The organism is Streptomyces sp. BA2, assembly GCF_009769735.1.
GTDB lineage: Bacteria > Actinomycetota > Actinomycetes > Streptomycetales > Streptomycetaceae > Streptomyces.
Genome location: NZ_WSRO01000002.1, coordinates 2,043,395 through 2,067,205 on the forward strand (window position 1 = coordinate 2,043,395; position 23,811 = coordinate 2,067,205).

22 protein-coding genes, 1 tRNA gene and 1 pseudogene are annotated in these 23,811 nt (G+C 70.0%); 4 read left to right on the plus strand and 20 right to left on the minus strand.

Annotation, left to right across the window (positions count from 1 at the left end):
• Positions 1 to 67 precede the first annotated feature (67 nt).
• The 14 genes and pseudogenes from E5671_RS11770 to pgsA form a co-directional block, all read right to left on the minus strand.
• Positions 68 to 616: an adenine phosphoribosyltransferase gene (locus E5671_RS11770; protein ID WP_160503791.1), complete on the minus strand. Its 549-nt coding sequence runs from the start codon at positions 614 to 616 to the stop codon at positions 68 to 70.
• A complete protein-coding gene (secF, locus tag E5671_RS11775; protein WP_160503792.1) occupies positions 613 to 1,749 on the minus strand; it encodes a protein translocase subunit SecF in 1,137 nt (378 codons plus the stop codon). Before secF ends, E5671_RS11770 begins: the two co-directional genes overlap by 4 nt.
• A 1-nt stretch (position 1,750) precedes the next feature.
• Entirely contained in the window at positions 1,751 to 3,544 is a 1,794-nt protein-coding gene (gene secD / locus E5671_RS11780) for a protein translocase subunit SecD (RefSeq protein WP_160503793.1), read from the minus strand.
• 170 nt (positions 3,545 to 3,714) lie between these two features.
• Positions 3,715 to 4,185 (minus strand): preprotein translocase subunit YajC, encoded by a 471-nt coding sequence (gene yajC, locus E5671_RS11785; RefSeq protein WP_160503794.1) that lies wholly within the window; start codon positions 4,183 to 4,185, stop codon positions 3,715 to 3,717.
• Positions 4,186 to 4,349: 164 nt separating this feature from the next.
• Positions 4,350 to 5,423: a Holliday junction branch migration DNA helicase RuvB gene (gene ruvB / locus E5671_RS11790; RefSeq protein ID WP_160503795.1), complete on the minus strand. Its 1,074-nt coding sequence runs from the start codon at positions 5,421 to 5,423 to the stop codon at positions 4,350 to 4,352.
• A gap of 57 nt (positions 5,424 to 5,480) precedes the next feature.
• Positions 5,481 to 6,089, minus strand: coding sequence for a Holliday junction branch migration protein RuvA (gene ruvA / locus E5671_RS11795; protein ID WP_160503796.1), 609 nt, complete (start codon positions 6,087 to 6,089; stop codon positions 5,481 to 5,483).
• Positions 6,086 to 6,679, minus strand: a complete 594-nt coding sequence (gene ruvC / locus E5671_RS11800; protein WP_160503797.1) for a crossover junction endodeoxyribonuclease RuvC — start codon at positions 6,677 to 6,679, stop codon at positions 6,086 to 6,088. The genes ruvA and ruvC overlap by 4 nt, the downstream gene beginning before the upstream one ends.
• A gap of 130 nt (positions 6,680 to 6,809) precedes the next feature.
• Positions 6,810 to 7,562, minus strand: coding sequence for a YebC/PmpR family DNA-binding transcriptional regulator (locus E5671_RS11805; RefSeq protein WP_160503798.1), 753 nt, complete (start codon positions 7,560 to 7,562; stop codon positions 6,810 to 6,812).
• A gap of 48 nt (positions 7,563 to 7,610) precedes the next feature.
• Positions 7,611 to 8,216, minus strand: a complete 606-nt coding sequence (pdxT, locus tag E5671_RS11810) for a pyridoxal 5'-phosphate synthase glutaminase subunit PdxT (RefSeq protein ID WP_160503799.1) — start codon at positions 8,214 to 8,216, stop codon at positions 7,611 to 7,613.
• 12 nt (positions 8,217 to 8,228) lie between these two features.
• Positions 8,229 to 9,143, minus strand: a complete 915-nt coding sequence (gene pdxS / locus E5671_RS11815; RefSeq protein ID WP_160503800.1) for a pyridoxal 5'-phosphate synthase lyase subunit PdxS — start codon at positions 9,141 to 9,143, stop codon at positions 8,229 to 8,231.
• A 145-nt stretch (positions 9,144 to 9,288) separates the two neighbouring features.
• Positions 9,289 to 9,843, minus strand: coding sequence for a hypothetical protein (locus tag E5671_RS11820; RefSeq protein ID WP_160503801.1), 555 nt, complete (start codon positions 9,841 to 9,843; stop codon positions 9,289 to 9,291).
• Between the two features lie 63 nt (positions 9,844 to 9,906).
• Entirely contained in the window at positions 9,907 to 11,067 is a 1,161-nt protein-coding gene (locus tag E5671_RS11825) for a glycosyltransferase (RefSeq protein ID WP_160503802.1), read from the minus strand.
• Positions 11,064 to 12,002, minus strand: a complete 939-nt coding sequence (locus tag E5671_RS11830) for a phosphatidylinositol mannoside acyltransferase (RefSeq protein WP_160503803.1) — start codon at positions 12,000 to 12,002, stop codon at positions 11,064 to 11,066. Before E5671_RS11830 ends, E5671_RS11825 begins: the two co-directional genes overlap by 4 nt.
• Positions 11,999 to 12,744 (minus strand): annotated as a pseudogene (pgsA, locus tag E5671_RS11835) (phosphatidylinositol phosphate synthase). The gene E5671_RS11830 and the pseudogene pgsA overlap by 4 nt, the downstream one beginning before the upstream one ends.
• Before the next feature lie 202 nt (positions 12,745 to 12,946).
• Between pgsA and E5671_RS11840 the strand changes: the two are divergent.
• Both E5671_RS11840 and E5671_RS11845 read left to right on the plus strand, forming a co-directional pair.
• On the plus strand, positions 12,947 to 15,154 hold the full coding sequence (locus tag E5671_RS11840) for an elongation factor G-like protein EF-G2 (protein WP_160503805.1): 2,208 nt from the start codon (positions 12,947 to 12,949) through the stop codon (positions 15,152 to 15,154).
• Positions 15,155 to 15,287: 133 nt separating this feature from the next.
• Positions 15,288 to 16,955, plus strand: a complete 1,668-nt coding sequence (locus E5671_RS11845; protein WP_160503806.1) for a hypothetical protein — start codon at positions 15,288 to 15,290, stop codon at positions 16,953 to 16,955.
• Between the two features lie 6 nt (positions 16,956 to 16,961).
• Here the strand turns inward: E5671_RS11845 and E5671_RS11850 are convergent, their stop codons facing one another.
• The gene (locus E5671_RS11850; RefSeq protein ID WP_160503807.1) at positions 16,962 to 17,525 is read right to left on the minus strand and encodes an HIT family protein; all 564 of its coding nucleotides are present in this window, start codon (positions 17,523 to 17,525) and stop codon (positions 16,962 to 16,964) included.
• Between the two features lie 67 nt (positions 17,526 to 17,592).
• On the opposite strand from E5671_RS11850, the gene E5671_RS11855 reads away from it, so the two are divergent.
• A complete protein-coding gene (locus E5671_RS11855; protein WP_160503808.1) occupies positions 17,593 to 18,249 on the plus strand; it encodes a potassium channel family protein in 657 nt (218 codons plus the stop codon).
• Between the two features lie 25 nt (positions 18,250 to 18,274).
• On the opposite strand, the gene thrS is transcribed toward E5671_RS11855, so the two are convergent.
• From thrS to E5671_RS11870, 3 genes are all read right to left on the minus strand, one after another.
• Complete coding sequence (gene thrS / locus E5671_RS11860) at positions 18,275 to 20,251, minus strand: threonine--tRNA ligase (RefSeq protein ID WP_160503809.1); 1,977 nt, start codon at positions 20,249 to 20,251, stop codon at positions 18,275 to 18,277.
• Between the two features lie 131 nt (positions 20,252 to 20,382).
• Complete coding sequence (locus E5671_RS11865) at positions 20,383 to 21,624, minus strand: hypothetical protein (RefSeq protein ID WP_160510135.1); 1,242 nt, start codon at positions 21,622 to 21,624, stop codon at positions 20,383 to 20,385.
• Positions 21,621 to 22,187, minus strand: coding sequence for a DUF4365 domain-containing protein (locus E5671_RS11870; protein WP_160503810.1), 567 nt, complete (start codon positions 22,185 to 22,187; stop codon positions 21,621 to 21,623). The genes E5671_RS11865 and E5671_RS11870 overlap by 4 nt, the downstream gene beginning before the upstream one ends.
• 168 nt (positions 22,188 to 22,355) lie before the next feature.
• Between E5671_RS11870 and E5671_RS11875 the strand changes: the two genes are divergently transcribed.
• Complete coding sequence (locus E5671_RS11875) at positions 22,356 to 23,081, plus strand: 3'-5' exonuclease (RefSeq protein ID WP_160503811.1); 726 nt, start codon at positions 22,356 to 22,358, stop codon at positions 23,079 to 23,081.
• Between the two features lie 72 nt (positions 23,082 to 23,153).
• On the opposite strand, the gene E5671_RS11880 is transcribed toward E5671_RS11875, so the two are convergent.
• Together E5671_RS11880 and E5671_RS11885 are read right to left on the minus strand one after the other, a co-directional pair.
• Positions 23,154 to 23,225, minus strand: a tRNA-Val gene (locus tag E5671_RS11880).
• Positions 23,226 to 23,287: 62 nt separating this feature from the next.
• Positions 23,288 to 23,734: an SRPBCC family protein gene (locus tag E5671_RS11885; RefSeq protein WP_160503812.1), complete on the minus strand. Its 447-nt coding sequence runs from the start codon at positions 23,732 to 23,734 to the stop codon at positions 23,288 to 23,290.
• Between the last annotated feature and the right edge of the window lie 77 nt (positions 23,735 to 23,811).

Consider the following 23,811-nt stretch of genomic DNA (forward strand, 5'->3'; position numbering starts at 1 on the left):
CGCCTGAGGCGGGCGCCGGATTCCTCCGGGCCCGCCTCAGGGTGTGCGTGGTGGCTGCTCAGACGCCTCAGACGGTGAGGAGGGCCTCCAGCGGGGCGCCCTCAAGGGCCGTCTCCAGCTTGGCGCGGCCCCCGAGGAAGCCGAGCTCCATCAGGACGGCCACACCGGCGACCTGCGCGCCCGCACGGCGGATGAGCCGCAGGGACGCCTCGGCGGTGCCGCCGGTCGCCAGGACGTCGTCGATGACCATGACGCGGTCGTCGGCGGCGAGGTCCTCGGCGTGCACCTCGATCTCGGCGCTGCCGTACTCCAGGTCGTACGACTGGCTGAGCGTCGCTCCGGGGAGCTTGCCCGCCTTCCGTACGGGGATGAAGCCGAGCCCCGCGCGCAGCGCGACCGGGGCGCCCAGGATGAAGCCGCGGGCCTCCAGGCCGACGATCTTCGTGGCGCCGTGCCGCACGGCGAGGTCCGCGAGGGCCTCGGTCAGTGCGGCGAAGGCCTCCGGGTCCGCGAGGAGCGGCGTGATGTCCTTGAACATCACCCCCGGCTCGGGGTAGTCGGCGACGTCCCGGATGCGGCTGAGCAGCAGCTCCGACGGTACGGCGAGCTCGGTCATCGGCGCTTCCCCGAGGGACGGCCGCGGCCGCGGTTCCGCGAGGCCGGCTGTGTGCGCGGGCCGACGACGCCCGCGGGGGCGGCGTCCTCCGGCACGTCGTCGTCCTGGCGCTCGTCGTCCTCGTCCTCTGCGGCTGCCGCGCTCTCCACGGACTCGCCCTTGGCCGCCGCGGCGGCACGCTTGGCGAGGACGCGCTTCTTGAGCGCCTTCATCTGCGGCTCGGTCTCCTTGAGGTCGGCGACGAGCGGCGTGGCGATGAAGATCGAGGAGTACGCACCGGCCGCGAGGCCGACGAACAGCGACAGCGAGATGTCGTTGAGCATGCCCGCGCCGAGGAAGCCGCCGCCGATGAAGAGCAGTCCGGCGACCGGCAGGAGCGCGACGACCGTGGTGTTGATCGAACGCACCAGGGTGCTGTTGATGCTTCGGTTGGCGACCTCGCTGTAGGTCCACCTCGTCTGCTTGGTGAGGTCCTTCGACTGCTCCTTCAAGCTGTCGAAGACCACGACCGTGTCGTAGAGCGAGTAACCGAGGATCGTCAGCAGGCCGATGATCGTGCCCTGGGTGACCTCGAAGCCCACCAGTGCGTACACACCGACGGTGATCGTGATGTCGTGGATCAGGGCGATCAGCGCGGCCAGGGCCATGCGCCACTCGAAGGCGATCGCCAGATAGATCACCACGAGGACCATGAAGATGATCAGGCCCGTCCAGGCCTTCTGGCTGATCTGCTCACCCCAACTGGGGCCCACGAGGTCGGCGTTGATGGCCTGGGACTTGAGGTCCATGTCCTTCGCCAGGTCCGCCTTGATCTGGTCGGACTTGGCGGTGTCCACACCGGCGACCTGGATGCGCAGACCGCCCGAGCCGAGCTCCTGGACGACCGCGTCGTGACCGGAGGCCTCTTCCGCGTACTTCTCGGCCTGCGCGACCGAGACGCTGGTCTTCGGGGTGGTGAAGACCGCGCCGCCCTCGAACTCGATGCCCATGTTCAGGCCGCGCACCGCGAGGCCGACGATGGCCGTGATGGTGATCAGGATCGAGAGGCCGTACCAGAGCTTGCGCTTGCCGACGAAGTCGTAGCCGACCTCACCGCGGTAGAGCCTGGCGCCGAGATTGCCGAGCTTCGACATCTCACGCCTCCTTCGGGTCGACAGGGCCAACGGAAGAACCAGTGGCGCGGCGGGTGCGGCGCAGCGGCGGCTTGGCACCGAGGCGCTTCGGGTCGAGGCCGGACCACTTGTGGCCGTTCGCGAAGAACTTCTTGCGTGCCATGAGGGTCATCAGCGGCTTGGTGAAGAAGAACACCACCACGACGTCGAGCAGCGTGGTCAGGCCGAGCGTGAACGCGAAGCCCTGGACCTTGCCGACCGTGACGATGAAGAGCACCGCGGCCGCGAGGAACGACACGAAGTCGGAGACCAGGATGGTGCGCCGGGCGCGCGGCCAGGCACGCTCCACGGCTGGCCGCAGCGTGCGTCCCTCTCTGACCTCGTCCCTGACGCGTTCGAAGAACACGATGAACGAGTCGGCGGTGATACCGATCGCAACGATCGCACCACACACCGCGGGCAGGTTCAGGGTGAAGGAGATGGCCGGGCCGAGCAGCGTCATCAGGGTGTACGTCAGGGCCGCCGAGACCAGGAGGCTCGCGATGGCGATCAGCGAGAGGCCGCGGTAGTAGACGACCAGGTAAATGATGACGAGCGCGAGGCCGATGGCACCGGCGATCAGACCGGCGCGCAGCTGCTCGCCGCCGAGCGCCGGGCTGACGGTGGTGACGCTCTGCTCGTGGAAGGTCAGTGGCAGCGCGCCGTACGACAGGATGTTCGCGAGGTCCTGGGCGGACTCCTGGGTGAAGCTGCCGGAGATCTCGGCGTTCGAGTTCAGCGTCGTGTTCACGCTGGGGGCCGAGGCCACCTCGCCGTCGAGGACGATGGCGAACTGGTTCATCGGGGGCTGCTGCTGCGAGAGCTTGCTCGTGGTCTTCGAGAACTTCTTCGAGCCGCCGCCCGTGAACTCCATGTTGACGACCCAGGCACCGCTCTGCTGGTTGATCGTCGCCTTTGCGTCGTCGACGTCCTTGCCGTTCAGCTCGGCGGGGCCGAGGACGTACTTCTCCCACTGGCCGGCGTTGTTCTTGCCACAGGCGATGGTCTGCTCGGTCGGCTTGACGCCGTCGCCGACCTTGCCGCGCTGCGCCTTGTCGGTGCAGTCGAGCTCGGTGAACTTCTTCTGCAGTGCCGCGGTGGCCGGGTCGGCGGTCGGGGTGGGGGTCGGCGCGCCCTTGTCCTTGTCGCTGCCCTTGTCCGAGGCCTTCGGCGTCGGGGTCGCGTCGGCCTTCAGGCCGTCGGTGACGGCACGGCCCTGCGAGGACGGGGAGGCGGTCGGGGTCGATGACGCCTTGTCGTCGCCCTTGTCGTCGCCCTTGTCGGTCGCCTTGTCCGGGTCCGCGGTGTCCTTGCCCTTGTCCTTGTCCTTGCCGGACGAGCTGGCGGACGGGTCGGGGGTGGGCTCGCCGCTGGCCACCGTCAGGACGGGACGGAAGTAGAGCTGAGCGGTCGTACCGACCTGCTCGCGCGCCTGCTTCTCGTTCGTGCCCTTGGGGATGTTGACGATGATGTTGTCTTCGCCCTGGGTCTGCACCTCGGCCTCGGACACACCCAGACCATTGACGCGGTTGTTGATGATGCTGACCGCGGTGTTCATGTTGGTCGGGTTGATCGCGCTCTTCTTCTGGCCCGGCTCGTCCTTCGCCTGGAGCGTGATGCTCGTGCCGCCGGCGAGGTCGATGCCGAGGCGGGGCGTGGTGTTCCCGGAGAGGAACATTCCGCCGGTGAGCGCCACGAGGGCGATCAGGATGAAGACCAAAGAGCGTCCCGGCTTGCCCGGGGCGCTCTGCCTTCGGCCCTTCTTAGGTGCTGCCACCTTCTCGTTCTCCCTGTCCAACCGCCCCGGCGTCCGGTGCACTGCCGCTCACTGAGCGGGGAGTTCCCAGGTCGGGCGGCCATGAAATGGTGTCGAGACCCGTCACGAAACCCACGCACTGCGGGGACCGTGGCAGCGCGAGCGGCGCGCCCCACGGGCCCCGGTGGTGGCTACTTCGCGTCGGACTCGCCGTCGGTCTTCTTCGGCTCGGCGTCGTCGGCCTTGGGGGCGCTGTCCGCGTCCTTCTTGCCGAGGTCGATGGGCGAGTCGTCGGAAGCGTCGGCGGCGGGCTCGTCGGTCTCGGTGAGGGAGGAGGCGTCGTCCGGGACGACGGGGCTGTCCGACTTCAGGTCGGCACTCTGGCCGTGGACGATGCGGTTGTACTCGTCGTCCTCAAGGACGGCGCCCACGGAGTTCTTCGCGTAGAACGCGTGCACACCAGGAGCCACCTCAAGGAGGACGGCGTCGTCGTGAACCTCCTTGACGGTGGCGTACATGCCCCCGATCGTGCGGATGCCGGTGCCGGGCTGCATCTCATTGCGCATCTGCGCGGCCGCCTGCTGCTTCTTCTTGGCGGAGCGCGTCATCAGGAACATGGCCCCGATGAGCACGATGAAGGGGAGGAGGGTCACGATATTCACGGGACGGAGTTTCCTTCGCATGACCGCGCAGATAAGCGGCCTGATGGACGGGGGTGGGCACGCCGCCCACAAGGGCGGCATCGGCGGAGTCTAAGCGAGTCCGCACCTAACGAACAACGCTCAGCATGGCACCGCAGTTCCTGACCGTGCGAGTACGCGCGCCGTCACGCCCCGAACAGGTCCCCTTGTCCGATTCCGCCCGCCTGCCGCGGCGGAACAAGGCCGAGATGCGCCCATGCGGCAGGCGTCCCGACCCGGCCTCGGGGGGTCCGCGCGAGCAGTCCCTCCCGTACCAGGAAGGGCTCGGCGACCTCCTCGACCGTCTCGCGCTCCTCCCCCACAGCGACGGCGAGCGTCGAGAGGCCGACGGGTCCGCCGCCGAAGAGCTTGAGCAGGGCTTCGAGGACCGCGCGGTCGAGGCGGTCGAGGCCTCGGTCGTCCACCTCGTAGACCTTGAGGGCGGCGCCCGCGATGTCCTTGTTGATCGCGCCGTCGACCTTGACCTGGGCGTAGTCCCGCACGCGGCGCAGCAGCCGGTTGGCGATACGGGGCGTGCCGCGCGAGCGCCCGGCGATCTCGGCGGCGCCCGCCGGGTCGATCTCCACGTCCAGGAGCTGCGCTGAGCGGTGGATCACGCGCTCCAGCTCGGCGGGTTCGTAGAACTCCATGTGCGCGGTGAAGCCGAAGCGGTCGCGCAGTGGCGGTGGCAGCAGGCCCGCCCTGGTGGTGGCGCCGACCAGGGTGAAGGGCGGCAGCTCCAGCGGGATGGCGGTGGCGCCGGGCCCCTTGCCGACGATGACGTCGACGCGGAAGTCCTCCATGGCCATGTACAGCATCTCTTCGGCGGGCCGGGACATGCGGTGGATCTCGTCGAGGAAGAGCACCTCTCCCTCCTGGAGGGAGGAGAGGATCGCGGCGAGGTCGCCCGCATGCTGGATGGCGGGGCCGCTGGTGATGCGGATCGGGGCGCCCATCTCGGCCGCGATGATCATCGAGAGCGTGGTCTTGCCGAGGCCGGGGGCTCCGGAGAGCAGCACGTGGTCGGCGGTGGCGCCGCGTGCGCGGGCCGCGCGCAGGACGAGATCGAGCTGCTCGCGGACCTTCTCCTGGCCGATGAACTCACCCAGGTCCTTGGGGCGGAGCGCGGCTTCGACCGCCTGGTCCTCGCCGTCGGCGGACGCACCGACGAGCCGCTCGGCCGCGCCGGCAGCTTCGTCGGTCGTGTCGTCCCAGTTCATGCGGTGTGCCTCGCGATGCGGTTCAGGGGGTGGCCGGATGGTGCGGTTGCCGTGGAGCTAGCGGGTGCGGTTCAACGTCTGCAGGGCGGCCTTGAGGAGCTGGCCCACCTGCGGCTTCTCGGACGCCTCGGCCTGCGGGGTGACGGCGGCGACGGCCTCGTCGGCCTCCCGCGTCGCGTACCCCAGGCCGATCAGTGCCGCGTGCAGCTGGTCGCTCCAGCCGGAGGTGACAGGGGTACCGATCGCGGGGCCGCCCGTGCCGATGGGCTCGCCGAGGCGGTCCTTGTACTCCAGGAGGAGCTTCTGGGCGCCCTTCTTGCCGATGCCCGGGACCGCGGTGAGCGCCTTCTCGTCGCCGGTGGCGACCGCGCGGCGCAGGGCGTCCGGACTGTGCACGGCGAGCATGGCCTGCGCGAGGCGCGGTCCGACGCCGCTCGCGGTCTGCAGGAGCTCGAAGGTCTGGCGCTCGTCGTCGTCCGCGAAGCCGTACAGGGTCAGGGAGTCCTCGCGGACGACCAGGGAGGTGGCGAGCTTGGTCTGCTGGCCGATCCGCAGGGTGGAGAGCGTGTTCGGCGTGCACTGGATGGCCATGCCGATACCGCCGACCTCGACCACCGCGGCATCGGGGGCGAGGGCGGCGACGGGGCCGCTGACGAAGGCGATCATGCGGTACGGCCTTTCTGTGCTGCCCGGGCTGTTCGGGCCGGCGGGGTCTTCGATGCGTGCAGGGCTACGGCCTGCTGGAGACGGTTCTGGGCCACGGCCTGCTGGAGGCGGTTCTGCGCGGGGGCGCGCCAGATGTGACAGATGGCGAGGGCGAGCGCGTCCGCGGCGTCGGCGGGCTTGGGTGGTGCGTCGAGCCGCAGGAGGCGGGTGACCATCGCCCCGACCTGCGCCTTGTCCGCGCGGCCGTTGCCGGTGACGGCGGCCTTGACCTCGCTGGGCGTGTGCAGGGCGACGGGGATGCCGCGGCGGGACGCGCAGAGCATGGCCACGGCGCTGGCCTGGGCGGTGCCCATCACCGTACGGACGTTGTGCTGGCTGAACACCCGCTCCACGGCGAGGACTTCGGGGTCGTGCTCGTCGAGCCACTGCTCGATGCCCTGCTCGATGGCGACCAGGCGGTGGCCGAGCTCGGCGTCGGCGTGCGTACGGACGACGCCGACCGCGCGCATCGTCAGCGGGCGTCCCGCGACTCCGTCGACGACCCCCACACCGCACCGGGTCAGTCCGGGGTCCACCCCCAGTACGCGCATGCGCCCCTCCCCTTGCCGCGGCGACGATCTTTGACTTCACGCCAGGCTATCCGCTGCCACCGACAACAGCGGCGGGCCGGTGGACGTGTGTCCCACCCGGCCCGCCGAAACCGCTCAGCTCGCGGCAGCGCTACGCGTCGACCTTCTCCATGACCTCGTCGCTCACATCGAAGTTGGCGAAGACGTTCTGCACGTCGTCGCTGTCCTCCAGCGCGTCGATCAGCTTGAAGATCTTCCGCGCGCCGTCCTCGTCCAGCTCGACCTGCATGGTCGGGACGAAGTTGGCGTCGGCCGAGTCGTACTCGATGCCGGCGTCCTGGAGCGCGGTGCGGACCGCGACCATGTCGGTGGCCTCGGAGAGGACCTCGAAGGACTCGCCGAGGTCGTTGACCTCTTCGGCGCCCGCGTCCAGGACCGCGCCAAGGACGTCGTCCTCGGACAGCTCACCCTTGGGGACGATGACGACGCCCTTGCGGTTGAAGAGGTACGAGACGGAGCCCGGGTCGGCCATGGAGCCGCCGTTGCGGGTCATCGCGACGCGTACGTCAGAAGCCGCGCGGTTGCGGTTGTCGGTGAGGCACTCGATGAGCACCGCGACGCCGTTCGGGCCGTAGCCCTCGTACATGATCGTCTCGTAGTCGGCGCCACCGGCTTCGAGACCGGCGCCGCGCTTGACCGCGGAGTCGATGTTCTTGTTCGGGACCGAGCTCTTCTTGGCCTTCTGGATGGCGTCGAAGAGCGTCGGGTTACCGGACACGTCGGCGCCGCCCGTGCGGGCCGCGACCTCGATGTTCTTGATCATCTTCGCGAAGAGCTTGCCGCGCTTGGCGTCAATCACGGCCTTCTTGTGCTTCGTCGTAGCCCATTTAGAGTGGCCGGACATCTGCCTGTCTCCTTCGCGTTACCCAACTGTACGAACGCAGAGATCCTACTAGGATCCCGCCGCCGCGTGCCCCCGCACCATCCCGACGAACAGCTCGTGCACGCGATGGTCGCCCGTCAGCTCGGGGTGGAACGACGTGGCGAGCGCGTTGCCCTGACGCACGGCGACGATGTGCCCCTCGTGCTCGGCGAGCACCTCGACGCGCGCGCCGACCGACTCGACCCAGGGGGCGCGGATGAAGACACCCTCCACGGGGTCGCCGTCGATGCCTGCGATGTCGACGGCCGCCTCGAAGGACTCGTTCTGCCGCCCGAAGGCGTTACGGCGCACGATCATGTCGATGCCGCCGAAGGTCTCCTGCTCCGAGCGCGGATCCAGGATCTTGTCGGCCAGCATGATCATGCCCGCGCAGGTGCCGTAGACCGGCATACCGGCGCGCACGCGCGCGCGAAGGGGCTCCAACAGGCCGAACAGGGCGGCCAGTTTGGAGATGGTCGTGGACTCACCGCCTGGGATGACCAGGCCGTCCACGTCGGCCAGCTCTTCGGGGCGCCTGACCGGCCTGGCCACGGCGTCCGCCGAGGCCAGGGCGATCAAGTGCTCCCGTACGTCGCCCTGGAGAGCCAGGACGCCGACTACAGGGGTGTCAGTCATCTACGTAGTGCCTTACCAGCCACGGTTCGCGTAGCGCTCGGCCTCGGGGAGGGTGTCGCAGTTGATGCCGACCATGGCCTCACCGAGGTTGCGGGACGCGTCCGCGATGATCTTGGGGTCGTCGTAGAAGGTGGTGGCCTTCACGATGGCGGCGGCGCGCGCGGCCGGGTCGCCCGACTTGAAGATGCCGGAGCCGACGAAGACGCCCTCGGCACCGAGCTGACGCATCAGGGCGGCGTCGGCGGGGGTGGCGACGCCACCGGCCGAGAAGAGGACCACCGGCAGCTTGCCCAGCTCGGAGACCTCCTTGACCAGCTCGTACGGGGCGCGGAGGTCCTTGGCGGCGGCGTACAGCTCGTTGTTGTCGAAGCCGCGCAGCTTGGCGATCTCGTTCTTGATCTGGCGCAGGTGGCGCACGGCCTCGACGACGTTGCCGGTGCCGGCCTCGCCCTTGGAGCGGATCATGGCCGCGCCCTCGGCGATGCGGCGCAGGGCCTCGCCCAGGTTGGTGGCGCCACACACGAACGGGGTCGTGAAGGCGAACTTGTCGCTGTGGTTGACCTCGTCGGCCGGGGTCAGGACCTCGGACTCGTCGATGTAGTCGACGCCGAGGGACTGCAGGACCTGGGCCTCGACGAAGTGGCCGATGCGGGACTTGGCCATGACCGGGATGGAGACGGCCTCGATGATCTCTTCGATCATGTTCGGGTCGGACATCCGGGCGACGCCGCCGTCCTTGCGGATGTCGGCGGGGACCCGCTCCAGCGCCATGACGGCGACCGCGCCCGCGTCCTCGGCTATCTTCGCCTGCTCGGCGTTGACGACGTCCATGATGACGCCGCCCTTCAGCTGCTCGGCCATGCCGCGCTTGACGCGCGCGGTGCCGGTCTCGGGCGACTGGTTGCTGCTGGGGAGAGTGCTGGACACGGAGTTGACCTCGCTCGCTGAAGACGGGTTCCTGCGACTACGAGGAAACTCCCGGCCACCAGTCCACAGCAAGGGCCAATAGATGACCGGTGGCTCATTTTTCCCGGACGCCCCTGGTCAGCGACATGCCCGTTGGCCCGTCCCGTCAGGGGTTCTGCGTCGTCGCGCGGTCGGCCAGGGCGACCGGCGGCTCGTCGTCCATCTCGAAGGCCATGGGGAACGGCGCGTGCCCCGCGAGGCGGAACCAGCGGACCTTGCGGTGCCTGCGCAGGGCGCGGGCCGCGCGTACGGCGTCGTTGTGGAAGCGCCGGGCCATCGGCACCCGGCGCACGGACGCGGCCAGCTCGGTCGCCGCCTCGTCGCCGCCGGGAGCCTCGCGCACCGCCTCGACCTGCTGCACCTCACCGAAGATCGCACGCAACGCCTGGCTGAGCTCGCTCTCGGCAACCTCCCGGTGCTCCTCCTCGGCCTGCCGGGCCGCGTGCGCCGCTTCGTAGAGCACGATGGAGGCGGCCGGGTCGAGCACCCCCGAGGTGGCCAGCTCCTGGGCGACCGATGCGCGGCGCAGCAGCTGGGCGTCGAGGGCGGCGCGGGCCGCGTCGATGCGGGCGTGCAGCCGGTCGAGCCGGCCCGCGGTCCAGCTCAGGTAGAGGCCGATCGCGAAGAGGGCTACCGCGATCCAGATCAGTGTCGAGGTCACCGGCCCGAGGCTAGTCGAGCCGGCCTGTCAGCATGACCGCCGGGCTCCCCGGACCGGCCGCGGTCAGTCCCGCGCCAGTCCGAACCGCGCCCGCAGGCCCGTGCGTTCATCGGCGGCCACCGCCGCCGCCCCGTCCGCCACCGTCTCGTACACCGAGAGGATGTCGGCGCCCACCGTCGACCAGTCGAAGCGGCGCACGTGCTTGCTGCCGCGCTCGCGCAGCTCATCGCGGCGCTCGGGGTCGCCGAGGAGCCGCAGGGCCCCCGCGGCCAGCGAGTCCGCGTCCTCGTTGGTGAACAGGTCGCCCGCGGCGCCATGGTCGAGGACCTGCGCGAAGGCGTCCAGATCGCTGGCGAGTACGGGTGCGCCCGCCGACAGCGCCTCGACCAGGATGATCCCGAAGCTCTCGCCCCCGGTGTTGGGAGCGACGTACACGTCGACACTGCGCAGCAGCCGCGCCTTGTCCTCGTCGCTGACCATGCCGAGGAACTCCACGCGCTCCCGCATCTCGACGGGCAGCGAGGAGACGGCCTCGTGCTCGTCGCCGCGGCCCGCGACGAGCAGCCGGGTGTCCGGCCGCTCGGCGAGGATCTTCGGCAGCGCCTTCATCAGCACCGGAAGGCCCTTGCGCGGCTCGTCGATGCGGCCGATGAAGCCGATCGTCCCTCCCTGCCACTCGGCCTTCGGCTCGACCTTGGCGAAGAAGTCGACGTCCACGCCGTTCGGGATGACGACCGCGTCACCGCCCAGGTGCTCGACGAGCGTGCGGCGCGCGTACTCGCTCACCGCGATGCGCGCGCTGATCTTCTCCAGGGCGGGCTGGAGGATCGGATAGGCCGCGATCATCGCCCGCGAGCGCGGGTTGGACGTGTGGAACGTCGCGACGATGGGGCCCTGCGCCGCCCAGCATGTGAGCAGGCCAAGGGACGGCGAGGTCGGCTCGTGGATGTGGATGACGTCGAACGTCCCGTCGTGCAGCCAGCGCCGCACCCTCGCGGCTGACAGGAACCCGAAGTTGAGCCGGGCCACCGAGCCGTTGTACGGCACGGGGACGGCGCGGCCCGCCGATACGACGTACGGCGGAAGGGGGGTCTCGTCGTCCGCGGGCGCCAGGACGGACACTTCGTGCCCGAGGCGGATCAGGTGCTCCGCGAGGTCGCGGATATGGAACTGGACGCCGCCCGGCACGTCCCACGAGTAGGGGCAGACGATGCCGATCCTCACGGCGCGGTCCCCTCGGCGAGGCGCCCGGAACCGTCGGCGGGCCCCTTCGCGGGGTCGAGATCAGCGAGCCACAAGCGCTGCAGCATGTGCCAGTCCTCCGGATGGTCGGCGATACCCGTGGCGAAGGCGTCTGCCAGGGCCTGCGTCATGACAGACGTCTTCTCCGTACGTGTACCTGTCTCGGGGACATCGATGGGGGCGTGAACACGCCCCTTCATGACGGGCGTCTCGTCATACCAGAGGGTGACGGGCAGCAGGAGCGCCCCCGTCTGCTGCGCGAGGATCGCGGGCCCCGCGGGCATCCGCGCGGTGTCCCCGAAGAACTTGACCTCGACGCCGGACGCCGAGAGGTCCCGGTCCGCGACGAGGCAGACCAGGCCGCCCGCGCGCAGCCGGCGCGCCAGGGTGCCGAAGGCGGAGCCGCCCTCGTGCGGCAGGACCTCCATGCCCAGGCCCTCGCGGTAGGCGACGAAACGGTCGTACAGGGTCTCGGGCTTGAGCCGCTCGGCGACCGTCGTGAACGGCGTGTCCAGCTTCGTGGTGACCCACGCGCCCGCCAGGTCCCAGTTGCCCAGGTGCGGAAGGGCCAGAATGACGCCCTTGCCGGAGGCGAGACCGTCCGTCAGGTAGTGGAGGTCCTTGATGCCGACGCCTGCCTCGATGCGCTCCCGACTCCAGGACGGCAGCCGGAACGACTCCATCCAGTAGCGCAGGTACGAGCGCATGCCCGCCTTCGACAGCTCGCGCAGGCGCTCCGGGCTCGCGTCGGGCACCACGCGCGCGTAGTTGGCCTCAAGACGCAGGACGCCCTTGCCGCGCCGCTTCCATACGGCGTCGGCGATGGTCCGGCCGAGGCGCACCGCCACCGGCTCGGGGAGCTTCTTGACCGAGCTCCAGGCGGCTCCGTAGAGCGCGTCGGTCAGCCGTTCCTTCACGACGTGGCCTCACTGCCCTGCGCACGGGTCTCCGTGGCCGCGTCCGCCTCCGTGGCCGCGTCCGCCTCGGCGGCCTCCTTGCGCACGGTGACGACGCGCTGGATCAGCGTGACGAGGCTGCCGACGGCGACGATCCACAGGGCGATGGGCAGCAGTACGTCGATGCCGGGGACCCCGAACTTGTGCAGCCCCGCCAGGCCCGCGGCGACCAGCGAGATCACCAGGCGCTCGGCGCGCTCCACCAGGCCGTTGACCGCGACGGGCAGGCCGATGGCCTCGCCGCGTGCCTTCGTGTACGAGACCACCTGGCCGCTGGCCAGGCAGAAGATGGAGACGGCGCACAGGATGTTGTCGTCGCCGGAGCCCGCGTACCAGAGCGCGAGGCCACCGAAGATCGCGCTGTCGGCGACCCGGTCGAGCGTGGAGTCCAGGAAGGCCCCCCAGCGGCTGGAGCGTCCCAGCTGCCGCGCCATGTTCCCGTCGACGAGATCGGAGAACACGAAGAGCGTGATGACGATCGTGCCCCAGAAGAACTCTCCGCGGGGGAAGAAGACCAGCGCGCCCGCCACCACACCGGCCGTGCCGATGAACGTGACCGCGTCGGGGCTCACGCCGCGACGGATGAGAAACGCGGCGAACGGTGTGAGAACACGCGTGAAGAATGCACGCGCGTACTTGTTCAGCATGGCCTTCCCGAGGGGTCGGTGAGCCGCGCGGCCCTGTTGGCCACCGGCTGGCCCATCGTAGTCACGCCCTTGACGGACCGGCTCGCCCCCTCACGATCGCGTACGACGTATGGACGCACAGTGACCCGAGTGGAAAGCTCGAAAGCACCGCGGGCGTCGCCGGAGCCGACCCGCACGCGGCCCCGCGTGTCCGCGAGCAGCCAGCATCCCCGAGGGGGCTGTGCCTCCTCACCGTGCACGTGACCGGGAGGCCAAGGCATGGGCGACAAGGCGAATGCACACCCCGGAGCCGCCGGCAGGGCTACAGCGGCCGACCACCCCGCCTCCGTACGGAATGTGGTGCTGGTCGGCCACAGCGGATCGGGCAAGACGACTCTGGTGGAGGCCCTCGCGCTGACCGCGGGGGCGGTGAACAGGGCGGGCCGTGTGGAGGACGGCACCGCTGTCTCCGACTACGACGACATCGAGCACCGGCAACAGCGCTCGGTACAGCTGTCGCTGGTTCCCGTCGAATGGGGCGGCTACAAGATCAATCTTCTGGACACCCCCGGGTACGCCGATTTCGTCGGGGAGCTGAGGGCCGGTCTGCGCGCGGCGGACGCGGCCCTTTTCGTCGTTTCGGCGGCCGAGGGCATCGAAGGCATCACCGGCGCGACGCGCATGGTGTGGGAGGAGTGCGCGGCGGTCGGCATGCCGCGGGCCATCGTGGTGACCCACCTGGAGGCGGCCCGCGCCGACTTCAGGGAGATGACGCGGACCTGCGCCGATGCCTTCGGGGGCGACGACCCCGATGCCGTACTGCCGCTGTACCTGCCGCTGCACGGCGCCGAGGGGCCGGACGGGCACGCACCGGTGACCGGCCTGATCGGGCTGCTCTCGCAGCGCATCTTCGACTACGCGTCCGGCGAACGGAAGGAGTCCGAACCGGGCGACGACCAGCTCCCGCTCATCGAGGACGCGCGCAACAACCTGATCGAGGGGATCATCGCCGAGAGCGAGGACGAGTCCCTCATGGACCGCTATCTCAGCGGCGAGGACCTCGACTTCAAGACGCTTGTGGAGGATCTGGAACGGGCCGTGGCACGCGGCATCTTCCACCCCGTACTCGCGGCGGCCCCCGCCGCCGAGGGTGCCCGCCAGGGCATCGGCACGGTGGAGCTCCTGGAGCTGATCACGGGTGGCTTTCCCACCCCCCTGGAGCACCCGGCGCCCGCCGTCACCACGCCCGGCGGCAAGGCGCGGCCCCCGCTCACCTGCGACCCCGAGGGCCCGCTGGTCGCCGAGGTCGTGAAGACCGCGTCCGATCCCTACGTGGGGCGCGTCTCGCTCGTACGCGTCTTCTCCGGCACCCTGCGGCCCGACGAGACCGTGCACGTCTCCGGACACGGCCTGGCCGACCGCGGCCACGAGGACCACGACGTCGACGAGCGCGTCGGCGCGCTCTCCTCCCCCTTCGGCAAGCACCAGCGCACGCTCACCAGCTGCATCGCGGGCGACCTGGCCTGCGTCGCCAAACTGAACCGCGCCGAGACGGGCGACACCCTCTCGGCCAAGGACGACCCGCTCCTGATGGAGCCCTGGGACATGCCCGACCCGCTCCTGCCGCTCGCCATCCAGGCGCACAGCAAGGCGGACGAGGACAAGCTCTCCCAGGGTCTTTCCCGTCTGGTCGCCGAGGACCCGACGATGCGCCTGGAACAGAACCAGGACACCCACCAGGTGGTGCTGTGGTGTCTTGGCGAGGCCCATGCCGATGTCGCCCTGGAGCGGCTGCGCAGCCGGTACGGCGTACAGGTCGACGTCGTGGCCCACAAGGTCTCCCTCCGGGAGACGTTCGCGGGCAAGTCGGCGGGACGGGGCCGACATGTGAAGCAGTCCGGCGGCCACGGCCAGTACGCGATCTGCGAGATCGAGGTCGAACCGCTGCCGGGCGGCAGCGGCATCGAGTTCGTCGACAAGGTCGTGGGCGGCTCCGTGCCCCGGCAGTTCATCCCGTCCGTCGAGAAGGGCGTGCGCGCGCAGGCCGCGAAGGGTGTGGCCGCCGGCTACCCCCTGATCGACGTACGCATCACGCTGCTCGACGGCAAGGCGCACTCGGTGGACTCCTCCGACGCCGCGTTCCAGACGGCGGGCGCGCTCGCGCTGCGCGAGGCGGCGGCCGACGCCAGGATCCATCTCCTGGAGCCGGTGGCCGAGGTGCGGGTCCTGGTCGGCGACGACCATGTGGGCTCGGTGATGAGCGACTTCTCGGGGCGCCGCGGCCGGGTGGTCGGCACCGAGCAGGCGCCCGGCGGGCGCACGCTCGTGAGGGCCGAGGTGCCCGAGATCGAGATCGGGCGTTACGCCGTGGACCTGAGGTCCCTCTCGCAGGGCACCGCGCGCTTCAGCCGCACCTACGCACGCCACGAACCCATGCCGCCCCAGCTCTCCGAGAGGATCCGTGAACAGGCCCAGGACGTCTCCTAGTTGAGGATCTCCGGCAGGGCGCACCCGATGCGCCCTGCCGGATGTCAGTGCACACCGATACGCTGATGACCTGATCAACAGGTGTGCCAGGCACGGAAGTCGGGAAGGCCGCAGCAGCGAAGGTATTGCGGCGATGGGGGCGGCAGTGGCGGACGACGTATTCGACTTCAGGCCCGGGGCCCAGGTCCCGCTGTCCGGGGCCGCAGGACAGACGGCGGCGACCCACGCCCTCGCGTCGGCCGCGTACCGCGACGACAAAGCGACGAAGATCCTCGACGCCAACAACGAATGGCACAAGTCCGAGGTGAAGGAAGGCCTTTGGTCGCTCTTCGCCCCGAACCTGGGCGAGGCGTTCGCACGGGCCGTGCAGGTGCGGATGCTCGGCGGCGCCCGTAAGCCGCTCATCCAGTCCTTCGGCATGGAGCCGCAGTCGATCGTCGAGCACTGCCTCGCGGCGAACAACATCCGCAAGGAGCGCGACCGCTGGCTCACCGTCGTGATGGTGGTGTGCGGACTCCTCTTCCTGCCCGGACTGCTCGTCTGGCTGCTCCTCTTCACGGCCAAGCAGGCGGTCGTCAAGCGGGACAACAAGCGGGCGAGCGCGATCGCGACGGCCGTCCTGGTCGCCGTGGGCGTCCTCGCCGCGATCTTCCTCATCAAACTGCCGGTCGACGGCCTCCTCGGGTGGTACATCCGCGCGGCGATCGTCGTCCCCGTGGCGGGCTGGTTCTGGGCCAAGCTGATCGCCGAGCGCACCGCGAGGGATCTGCGCGACCGCTGGGCGAGCCTGCTAGCCGGCGGCGGGATCGGCGCCAAGATCCCCGAGGCGGTGCCGGGCAGCCCGGGCGAGACGGCCGCCGAGCAGCTCCGCCAGGGCCTTGCCCGCCTGTCGGCCGAGCAGCAGAGCAACTCGGTCTTCTATGCGGGCCCCAAGGGAATACTGGGCATGGGCACCCGCTGGGGCAGTTGGCAGCTCGCCGAGGAGCTGGTCTCCAGCAAGGAAGGCACGGAGATCCACCCGTTCCGCAGCTGGGACGTCATACGGTCCGTGCACGACCAGCTGCGCCTCCTGGAGCGCGGGCCGCTGCACACCGGCGGCTTCCCGACCCCGTCGATAAAGCACTGGATCGTCTCCCCCATCGGGGAGAACGCGAAGGCGGTCTCCCGCCCCAGCGGCACGGAGGTCGAGGCCTTCCAGGTCCGGGGCCACGAGATACAGCGGATCTGCAACGAACAGCAGTTCGGCGGCGGCGACCGTCACTATCTCGGCTGCCAGTTCACGCTCTGGGACGGTCAGTTGGTCATCACGATGCTGATCACGGTGACCGTCCTGCACGAGACCCTGCGCATCGAGGTCACAGGACACGCCCTCGGCCCGGTCCACTCGCTGTTCACCAGCAAGCCCGACCCCAAGGTCAAGAAGGTCGCCAAGCCCATCAAGTTCTGGGAGACCACGGAGCGCAAGCTGCCGCTGGTCGACGCCGACGAGGTCGTACGCCTCGCGCTGCGCGCCCCCTTCACCTGGTATCCGCCGATCCTGGACTACCTCGGCGGCAAGCTGGTCCTGCCCGAGCCCTTCGGGCTGCGGCACGCCTGGGCGGACAAGCCGTGGCGGCACCGCTTCATGGCCGACGACGCGCTGCGCGCGGCCACCCCGGTGCTCCGCGTGGTGCACTCGGCGGCCATCAAGGTCCTCCAGGAGAACGGCGTCGACACGGAGAAGTTCGGTACGCGCTCCGGCTTCCTCAGCGGCGCGGTCCAGGACCCGATGCCGAGGAAGGCGGACGTGTACGACGCGTGAGGCGCGTCAGAGCGCGGCGGGCCAGGCGTCGGCCAGCATCTTGCGGGTGTCCGCGAGCAGCTGCGGAAGGATCTTCGTGTGGCCGACGACCGGCATGAAGTTCGTGTCCCCGCCCCAGCGCGGCACGATGTGCTGGTGCAGATGCGCGGCGATACCGGCGCCCGCCACGGTGCCCTGGTTCATGCCGATGTTGAAGCCGTGCGCGCCGGACGCGGCGCGCAGCGCCGTCATGGCCTGCTTGGTGAGCTCACCGAGCTCGGCCGTCTCCCGGGCGGTCAGTTCCGTGTAGTCGGCGACGTGACGGTAGGGCACGACCATGAGGTGGCCGCCGTTGTACGGGTAGAGGTTGAGCACCGCGTACACCTGCTCGCCGCGCGCGACGACCAGCCCGTCCTCGTCCGATTTGGCCGGGATGGAGCAGAAGGGACAGCCGTCGTCGGCGCCCGGACCGCTCGGCTTGTTCTCGCCCTGGATGTACGCCATCCGGTGGGGCGTCCACAGGCGCTGGAACGCGTCCTGCGTCCCCACTCCGATCTGCTGCTCCGGCTCACTCGTCATGCTGTGCAGCATATGACTTAGCCCGATCGAAGCGTGTCGCCGGGGCGCCCGCCGGACGCGGCACCGCGAAGCTGGCCCGATGACCGATGACAGCCGCCAGGCACGCTGGGACAGCCGCACGGAGGCCCCCCTCGCCGTGGCCTCGATGCTCTACCTGACCGCGTACGCGGTACTGGTCCTGGCCTCACGACTGCCCGGGGCATGGCGCGACCTCTGCCTTGCGGTCCTCATCGCCGCCTGGGCCGCGTTCGCCGTGGACTACGCGGTGCGGTGGCGGCTGAGCGGGCAGGGCCCGCGCTTCGTACGCACCCACTGTCTGGACACCCTGGTTCTCGTCCTGCCCCTGCTGCGGCCGCTGCGCGTGGTGCGCATCTACGAGGCAGTCCAGCGCAGGCACGGCAGGCCGCGTCTCGCGCTGCACGCGCGCGTGGTCACATACGCCGGGCTTTCCGCGCTGCTCATCGGCTTCACCGGCGCGCTGGCCGTCTACCAGCGTGAGCACACGGCTCCGGGAGGGACGATCCGTACCTTCGGGGACGCGGTGTGGTGGACGGCGGCCACGCTCGCGACCGTGGGCTACGGCGACGTGACGCCCGTGACGCCGCTCGGGCGCGTGATCGCGGTGGGCCTGATGCTCTGCGGCCTCGCGCTGCTCGGCGCGGTGACGGGGTCGTTCTCGTCGTGGCTGCTTCAGGTGTTCGCGCGGGAGGACGAGGAAAGGCCCCCGGGGCGCTGAACGTCCCGGGGGCCTCTCACTCAGGTCACACCTGTACGCGGCTCTCCACCACGTCGAGGAGCTTGGCCAGCGCCTGGTCGCGGGGGATGCCGTTCTCCTGCGAGCCGTCGCGGTAGCGGAAGGAGATCGTGCCCGCGTTCATGTCGTCGTCACCGACGATGATCATGAAGGGGACCTTCAGCTTCTGCTGCGTCCTGATCTTCTTCTGCATACGGTCGGAGGAGGCGTCCACCTCGACCCGCAGGCCCTTCTTCTTGGCCTCGGCCGCGAACTCCTGGAGGTACGGGATGTGCGCGTCGCCGACGGGGATGCCCACCGCCTGGACCGGGGCGAGCCACGGCGGCATCGCGCCCGCGTAGTGCTCCAGAAGCACCGCGAAGAACCGCTCGATGGAGCCGAACAGCGCACGGTGGATCATCACCGGACGCTGCTTGGTGCCGTCCGGCGAGGTGTACTCCAGGTTGAAGCGCTCCGGCAGGTTGAAGTCCAGCTGCACGGTCGACATCTGCCAGGTGCGGCCGATGGCGTCCTTGCACTGCACGGAGATCTTCGGGCCGTAGAAGGCGGCGCCGCCCGGGTCCGGGACCAGCGGCAGGCCCTGCTTCTCGGCGACCTTGCGCAGCGTCTCGGTGGCCTCTTCCCAGACCTCGTCCGAGCCGACGAACTTCTCCGGGTCCTTGGTGGACAGCTCCAGGTAGAAGTCGGTCAGGCCGTAGTCGCGCAGCAGGTTCAGGACGAAGGTGAGCGTCGTGTCGAGCTCGTCCGCCATCTGCTCCTTGGTGCAGTAGATGTGCGCGTCGTCCTGGGTGAAGCCGCGGGCACGGGTCAGACCGTGCACGACGCCCGACTTCTCGTACCGGTACACCGTGCCGAACTCGAAGAGACGCAGCGGCAGTTCACGGTAGGAACGCCCACGCGCATCGAAGATCAGGTTGTGCATCGGGCAGTTCATGGGCTTGAGGTAGTAGTCCACACCCTCGTCGAGCTGCATGGGCGGGTACATGCCGTCGGCGTACCAGTCCAGGTGGCCCGAGGTCTCGAAGAGCTTCCCCTTCGTGGCGTGCGGGGTGTAGACGAACTCGTACCCCTCCTCCTCGTGGCGCCGCCGCGAGTAGTCCTCCATGACCCGGCGGATGATGCCGCCCTTGGGGTGGAAGACCGCGAGGCCCGAGCCGATCTGCTCCGGGATGGAGAAGAGGTCCAGCTCGCTGCCGAGCTTGCGGTGGTCGCGCTTCTCGGCCTCGGCGAGGAACTCCAGGTGGGCCTTGAGCTCGTCCTTGGTGGGCCAGGCGGTGCCGTAGATGCGCTGGAGCATCGGGTTCTTCTCGCTGCCGCGCCAGTACGCCGCGGCGTTGCGCATCAGCTTGAACGCCGGGATGTTCCGGGTGGTGGGCAGGTGGGGACCGCGGCAGAGGTCCTTCCAGCACAGGTCACCGGTCTTCGGGTCGAGGTTGTCGTAGATGGTCAGCTCGCCGCCACCCACCTCGACGTCCGCGCCGTCGTCGCTGGACGCGGAGCCCTTGATGCCGATGAGCTCCAGCTTGTACGGCTCGTCGGCGAGCTCCTCGCGGGCGGCCTCATCGGAGACGACGCGGCGCGAGAAGCGCTGGCCGCGCTTCTGGATCTCCTGCATCTTCTTTTCGATGGCCTTGAGGTCCTCGGGCGTGAAGGGCTTCTCGACGTCGAAGTCGTAGTAGAAGCCGTTCTGGACCGGCGGGCCGATGCCCAGCTTGGCCTCGGGGAAGAGCTCCTGCACGGCCTGCGCCATCACGTGCGCGGTGGAGTGGCGCAGGATGTTCAGGCCGTCCTCGGAGGAGATCTCGACCGGCTCGACCTCCTCGCCGTCCTTCACCTCGTACGCGAGGTCCTTCAGCTCACCGGCCACGCGGGCGGCGACGATGGTGCGCTCTCCGGGGAAGAGTTCAGCGGCCGTAGTGCCCGTCGTCACCACGCGCTCTTCCCGCTCGGAATCGCGTTGGATGATCACACGGACGTCTGACACCGGTCTTCTCCTACCTGAAGGGGGTCGCGGCAGATCTGCTCCTGCACGCGATACGAATCGTACCGAGCCCGGGGCGCCCATCGCGAAACGGTTATCCCCGGGGCCTCAGCCGCGCCCCGCCTCAGACACCCCTAGTCGCCGCTGCACGCCTCCTCGAAGAAGTCGAGATTCTCCTGGAGCGACTTCATCAGGCGGTCCTTGTCCCCCTCGTCCACCTGCACAGGCACCACTCCGGAGGCCCCGGTGAGCCGCCGGAACCCGCCCCGGCTCTCCAGCCGCCCGTGCACCCGGATCGGCAGCCCCACCAGATGGGCATGGCCCGCGATGCGGTACGACTCCTCGTCGAGCGTCATGCGTACGTGGGGGACGTCGGCGCCCGCGAGCACCCGGACCCGCACGGTGCCGTCACCCCGCGGCCCCGGCCGCCGCATCCGCACCACGGCCCCCGTGATCCGCACCGGCATCGCAGGCTCGTCCCGCAGATAGCGGGCGCTCGCCTCTCTGAGCACCGTCAGGTCACCGGGCGAGAACTCGACGGGATCGGCGTCGACGGCGCACCCCTCGGGCACCCCGGCGGCCGGCGCCCACTCCACGGCGACCCGTGCCCCTTCCGTGCCCCGCACCAGGGCCACGACGGCCTCCGTCAGCTCATGGCTGACGCCCGCCTCGACGGCGCCGTCGAAGGCGTCCATGCCACCGGTGGCCCGCTGGTAGTCGACGGCTTCGCGGACCGCGTACAGCGCCTGGTGCAGCCGCACCGCGAGGAGCCGCCCCGTCAGGACGGGCACGAACGCGGTGAGCTGCCGCCCGCCCGGAGCGGGCCCGACCAGGACGCTCTCCAGGGACGCGGCGGCGGGCCCGCGGTGCCGCGCCCCGTAGTACCCGGCACGGCCGCGTGCCGCGAGGGCCCCCGCGAGCAGCATCTGCCGTGCCGCCGCCCGCAGTTGTTCCTCCGCCGTCCAGGTCGCGGCGCCCGCGGGGCCTGCCGGGACATCGCGCCACCAGCGGATCTCGTCGCTGGGCACGGTGAGCCCGACGAGCACGTCACGCGCGGACGGCGACGCGCTGCGCGCCAGGGCGGTGAGCGCCTCGCCGAGCAGGTCCTCGCAGTCGGGGAAGGCCCTGTTCTCCGGCACGAGCAGACTCGTGCCGCCCCCGCCGGGCCCCGGCGGGGTCCAGCGGGCGTAGCGCCCCGCCGCTCCCCCGCGCCGGCGCCAGCCGTGCCGGACGAGCAGCGCGCCGAGCACGGCGGGGTCGACCTGCGAAGGCTCGGGGGGACCCAACGGGGTCAGCGGTTCTGCCCAGCTGCCCGCGGCTTCAACGGGGTGCGGGCGAACGGGGCGTAGCGGCTCTTCGATCGGGCGGTGCATCAGGGTCTCCCTCCCGTCCCGACCCGCGTCATGATCTCGCAGAGGGCCCTGTCGTCGAAGATCCGCGAGGTCGGGACGCGCACGGTGGTCCTGCGCCGGCCGGTCACCTGGTGTCCGGCGAGGTTGGTCCAGTAGCAGCAGTGCCGCAGGTCGAGCCGGTCATGGCTCGCGCGCAGCCAGTCATCCTGCGACCGGGGCACGAGCATCACGACCAGGATCTTGTGCACCGAGACCGGGGTGCGGGCGAGCTTCTCCAGGTGCGGGTTGTCGAGCGTGAAGGAGAAGGCGGCGCCCGGGGGGTTCGGCGGTATCTGGTACGTGCACTTGAGCTGCACCTTGATGGTGACTTCGTCGTCGACCGTGTGCCCGGGGGCGCTGTGGCTGACGTGCCAGTCGATGCCGTTGTCCGGAAAGGGCTGGGAGAGCGAGCACCCCGCCGCGGCGGCGACGGCGTGCAGATAGCCCACCTGAAGGGTCTCCATACAGGCGGTGGTGGCGAGTGTGCCGCGCGGCGGTGCGATCCGCTCGGGCAGCAGCCCACCCTGTTCGGGCTGCGCGAGCGCCATGTCCAACGAGCCTTCCGAACCAGTGAATCCCCGCATCGGGCCGGTCAATTCCCGTGCCCTGTACCTCTGTTGTCTCCGGGCCGCGTACAGCGCAAACGGCCCGGGTATCACCGGTGTGGGCAGGGGAGGAAAGCCATCTGCCGGACATGATCGAGGAGTTGCGTCACTATGACGTGCTGGTACGAGGGGCCCTTGGCCGCATTCGACACCGAGACCACGGGCGTCGACGTCGAGACCGACCGCATTGTGTCGGCCGCCGTCGTCGTCCAGCAAGGCGCGGGAACCCGCCCGCGCATCACTCGCTGGCTGGTGAACCCGGGCGTTCCGGTGCCCGAGAGCGCCACCGCGGTGCACGGCCTGACGGAGGAACATCTGCAGCACAACGGCCGCTGGCCCGCGCCGGTGATGGAGGAGATAGCCAGGGAGCTGGCGGAACAGGGCGCGGCGGGCCGCCCCATCGTCGTCATGAACGCGCCCTTCGACCTGACGATCCTGGACCGGGAGTTGCGCAGGCACCGCGCGTCGTCGCTCAGCCACTACATGGCGGGCTCACCGTTGTGCGTCCTTGACCCGCGGGTCCTGGACAAGCAGCTCGACCGGTACCGCAAGGGCCGCCGCACCCTGACCGATCTGTGCGCGCACTACGCGGTGGATCTCGACGAGGCGCACGACGCGGCGGCCGACGCGCAGGCCGCGCTGGATGTCGTACGTGCCGTGGGGCAGCGTTTCGCGTCCCGGCTCGAACGGCTCTCACCGGCCGAGCTGCACGCGTTGCAGGCGGTGTGGCACGCGGCGCAGGCGCGCGGGCTGCAAGCATGGTTCGCGCGCAGCGGTACGCCGGAAGCGGTGGATCCCGCGTGGCCACTGCGTCCCGAACTGCCCGCGGCAGCCTGACATTTGCGGGCCGGAACTGGCCCGCGGGCATGAAAAAACCGGTCCGTCTGTGACGGACCGGCATTCTCCGGGTGGGCGATACTGGGTTCGAACCAGTGACCTCTTCGGTGTGAACGAAGCGCTCTCCCACTGAGCTAATCGCCCGGGAACGGACTGAACAATACAGGTCTTCGCGGGTTTCCTTCAAACCGCTTGTGCGAGGGCCCTCAGCCTTGTCCGAGGTGCGCCTTCAGGCCTCGCTCGCCCGCGCGCATCATCAGCGCGTGGTTGAGGAGGAAGACGGGTCGCCCGGGGACGGCGAGGCGTCGCATCAGCGGTTTGCGCACCACCACTTCCTGCTCGTAGAACGCCCGCGTCCCGCTCGGCGCCGCCGTGACGGTCCAGCGCGCCCAGCCCTCCAGATCCCCGGTCATCGCGATCTCCAGGATCCCGGCCGACGCGTCGCGGCGCCGTTCCTCGGCGGTGACGAACAGGTCGTACGGCAGCAGGGAGCGGAAGCGCGCCGTGCCGCTGCGTTCGTCGACGGGCGTCACCTCGCGCACCTGGGGCCACCACGCGGGATAGTCCTCGGCGCGTTCGAGGGCCGCGTACACGGCGGCGGGTGGCGCGGGTACGTTCCAGACGCTGCGGAAACGGAAGTGGCTCCAGTCCATGGTCCGAAGTCTGCCGGTAAGGAGCCGATCTGAGTACGTGCCGATCTGAGTACGTACTGAGTATCCGCACCGATGCC